The organism is uncultured Lamprocystis sp. (genome assembly GCF_903933125.1).
In the GTDB taxonomy this organism is placed as follows: Bacteria; Pseudomonadota; Gammaproteobacteria; order Chromatiales; family Chromatiaceae; genus Thiodictyon.
Genome location: NZ_CAIZIZ010000389.1, coordinates 1 through 3069, shown reverse-complemented (window position 1 = coordinate 3069; position 3069 = coordinate 1). Strand labels below are relative to the sequence as shown.

4 protein-coding genes are annotated in these 3069 nt (G+C 65.6%); 3 read left to right on the top strand and 1 reads right to left on the bottom strand.

Going from position 1 to position 3069, the window contains the following annotated elements; translation table 11 throughout:
- Nucleotides 1-166: 166 nt before the first annotated feature.
- Nucleotides 167-352, top strand: coding sequence for a hypothetical protein (locus tag QZY03_RS20650; RefSeq protein ID WP_295584141.1), 186 nt, complete (start codon nt 167-169; stop codon nt 350-352).
- Nucleotides 353-654: 302 nt separating this feature from the next.
- On the opposite strand, the gene QZY03_RS20645 is transcribed toward QZY03_RS20650, so the two are convergent.
- On the bottom strand, nt 655-1263 hold the full coding sequence (locus QZY03_RS20645; protein ID WP_295584139.1) for an AAA family ATPase: 609 nt from the start codon (nt 1261-1263) through the stop codon (nt 655-657).
- A gap of 471 nt (nt 1264-1734) precedes the next feature.
- On the opposite strand from QZY03_RS20645, the gene QZY03_RS20640 reads away from it, so the two are divergent.
- Nucleotides 1735-1962 carry a hypothetical protein gene (locus QZY03_RS20640; RefSeq protein ID WP_295584138.1) on the top strand — a complete coding sequence of 76 codons (228 nt, stop codon included), beginning with the start codon at nt 1735-1737 and terminating at the stop codon, nt 1960-1962.
- Entirely contained in the window at nt 1934-2632 is a 699-nt protein-coding gene (locus QZY03_RS20635; protein ID WP_295584136.1) for a nucleotidyl transferase AbiEii/AbiGii toxin family protein, read from the top strand. Before QZY03_RS20640 ends, QZY03_RS20635 begins: the two co-directional genes overlap by 29 nt.
- Nucleotides 2633-3069: the final 437 nt, after the last annotated feature.

Below are 3069 nucleotides of genomic sequence, written 5' to 3'. Positions count from 1 at the left end.
GGTGCGCCGCACCAGTTGGGCGGCGGCGAATTTCGTCAACTCAACCGCAGACCCGGACGCCCTCGTTATTTCCCAGCGGGACTGGGAACGCTTGCTGGATCAACTGGCCTCGACGGCCTGAAATGGCCAAAGTCGAGGCAGGGTAACCCTGCTGGAACCCCTGCAATTGTCACGCACCGTACGGGCCGTCGTGACCATTCTCGCGCCGCTCGATGAACCCTTATCGCAACAAGGCGGCGGTGCCGCATTGTTGCGTACCCTGGATAGCCTCGCCTTTGCCGCGGCGCCCCCTGGCGACCCGATCGTCATGGAGCGCGAGATCGCCGCTAACCGCACCGCTTGGGGTGATTGATCTAATGGACAGGATCTATCTGGATTCCTGAGGATTGCAACAATGCGAGCACTGACCTCGGCGGGTCCAGCCCCGGCGGGTCTCCGAGAGCTGACTCCGGCGGGTTCCCTGAGCCGCGGCCGAGAGTGGCGTCGTCCGAAACGAGGGCCGACCACCCGTTGGGAAGAAAGCAGTTGATGCTAACGAAGATCGGCGAGACGCAGTGCCCACTCTGTGCAGGCCGCAATCAGGGGGCGATCAGAAAGGCACGGGCAAAGTGCCAATGCGCCCGGTCTTCGCAGAGGACGACCGCGCGGACCTGTCTACTCATCGAAGACCCAGCCCCGCTCGACCAGTTGATCCATCGGCACCCCGGCGGCGCCGGCGCTCGGTTCGATGCGGCGCACCCGCGTCGGTGCCAGCGGGCCATCGCGGTCGATCCAGTGCCCGGCGTCGCGTGCGAGCAGGTTGATCGGCCGGGGATGGTGAGAGATCAGGATGCCCTGCTGGGGTGGCTCGGCGCAGCGTTCGTCGAACCGATCCAACCAAGGGCCGATCTCCGGCAGCGCCAGGAAGTTCTCGGGCTCATCGACGCACAGGGTGGCGCCGCCGTCCGGCAGGCAGTGGATCAGTGTATAGAGCGCGATCAAGGCCCGCTCGCCATCGGAGAGGTCACCAAGGCGCCAGGCCATCCGTCGGCCGTCCGGTCCCTGCATCGTCGCCTCCAGGAGCTTAGCCTCGCCGGACTGGCGCAGGCGCAACACGTCGAAGCCAGGCAACACCTCACGTAGCGCCGTATTCAGGGCCATCACCGCGCCGGGCTGCTCCTGACTCAGCCAGCGGTACCAGGACGCGAAGTTGCCGAGCCGCGGGTCCGGGCGTGTGACCTCTTCGCGGGTCTCTCCGCCGATCAGCATCGGGTTCGGGCGCACGACCAGAAGGTTTCCGAGGCGACGGCGAAACCAGGTGAGTTGTGTGTTGTCCGGGCGCTCGTGGAGCGCGCCCACCCCGGAACGGGACCAGTCGAACAGAAAGTCGCCACCCGAGCGTCCGTCGTCCCGGAACAGCCGGGCGCGTGCCTCAGTTTGGCCCCAGCAGCAGGACGATCCGCCCCAAGGTCAACTCGAAATTAACCAGACAGCGGAAGTTATCGGCGTAAAGGCGGCTCAGCATGGTCAGGGTATCCGAATGAATCGGCGGGACATGGCAGCACGGCGGCAAGCGCCGCCGCTGGCCCTGCTATAGTCGCACGATGGGCGAGATCCTGCCCAAGTGTGCTATTGACTGATGCGTCCGGACCTGTAATCGGGATTGATGCTAAGGCCGCGATCCCCGGCGGCCCCGGACCCCGGCGGCCTCGTTATACTGTGTGCCGACTGTTGCCGATCCACCGGAGTCCCTCCATGCAACACCGCCATCTGAACCACCAGCGCCTGACCCTGGCCGCCATCGACGATCTGATCGCCCGTGGACGCTGGGATGACTGGGCCGCGTTGCGTCGGGCGGTGCTCGCGGACCCAACGCTGCTCGACAAGGTTGAACAGGTCTGCCGGGCGCAGGTCGCGGATCCCTATGCCCAGCGCTACCATTTCTGGTTGCACTATGCCCAAGCCCACCGCGCCGCTGCCTGACTGGGAGCGGGTGCTCGCCGCCGCCGCGCACTTGCAGGCCATCCTGCCGGGGGCGGTGCTGGTCGGTGGTACCGCCTCCGCGCTGCATGCGGGGCATCGCTTCTCCCGCGACGCGGACCATGTGTTGACCGATTTGCGCGGGCGTTTCAGCGAGGTGCTGACGCAACTTGAGGCGGTCGCGGGCTGGCGGACCGCGCGGGTGCAGCGACCGGTGCAGATCCTCGGCAGCCTGGACGGCATCGAGACCGGCGTGCGCCAACTGATCCGTGACGAACCGCTGGAGACGACCGTCATCGGGTTTCAGGGCCATGCCATCACCGTGCCCACCACGGCGGAGATCCTGCGCATCAAGGGCGTGCTGATCCTGCGGCGCAACGCCACCAGGGACTATCTGGATTTCGTCGCGCTGGCGGATGCGTTGGGCGATGCCGCGGTGGCCGCCGCGATGCTGCCTTTTGATCGGCTCTATCGGCAGGACAACGGCGAGTCGCCATTACAGCAGTTGGCCGCGCAACTCGCGCACCCGATGCCCTACGACTTGGAGGAAACGGAGCTTCCCGAATACAAAAACCTCGCCCCGCGCTGGCATCACTGGCCCGTCGTGCAGGCCGCCGCCGCGCGACTCGCGGTGGTGATCTTCGATACGGTTTGCGTCTTGCAAAGGCGGTAACGCTAACCCTTTGAGGTCCAACCTACGATGCTCCTCGCGGGTGACGATGACAATGTCCTTTCCCACGGGGGACTTTCAGGTCCCCGCGGGCGGCCTCAGTTGGCCTGGAAGCTCATCACCTCCAGGGCCTCGACGAAATTCTCCCAGGTGGGGACCGGCGCCATGCTGGTCAGGCGGGCGATCTCAGTGCGGCAGGCCGCGAGCCGGGCATCGAGCGCGGGCTCGACGTGTTCCGGCCGGATCTGGGCAACGGCGGGGAGACCGACGTGATCGAGGAGCGGATTGGGCAGGGTCTTGTGACCGCGGAGCGCATGAAATCAGCAATTCCCGGCGAGCGTCTATTCAGTGTCGCTGATCAGTGCCGATCGTGAGGTATCATTCTCTGGCGCAGACACTACCCTCAACACGATCCGCTGCTAAAATCGAGAATCACTAAG

What these genes read in the sequence shown, in the direction of transcription:
- QZY03_RS20640 (WP_295584138.1), top strand. Translation starts at nt 1,735, where the DNA reads ATGCAACACCGCCATCTGAACCACCAGCGCCTGACCCTGGCCGCCATC.
- QZY03_RS20635 (WP_295584136.1), top strand. Translation starts at nt 1,934, where the DNA reads ATGCCCAAGCCCACCGCGCCGCTGCCTGACTGGGAGCGGGTGCTCGCC.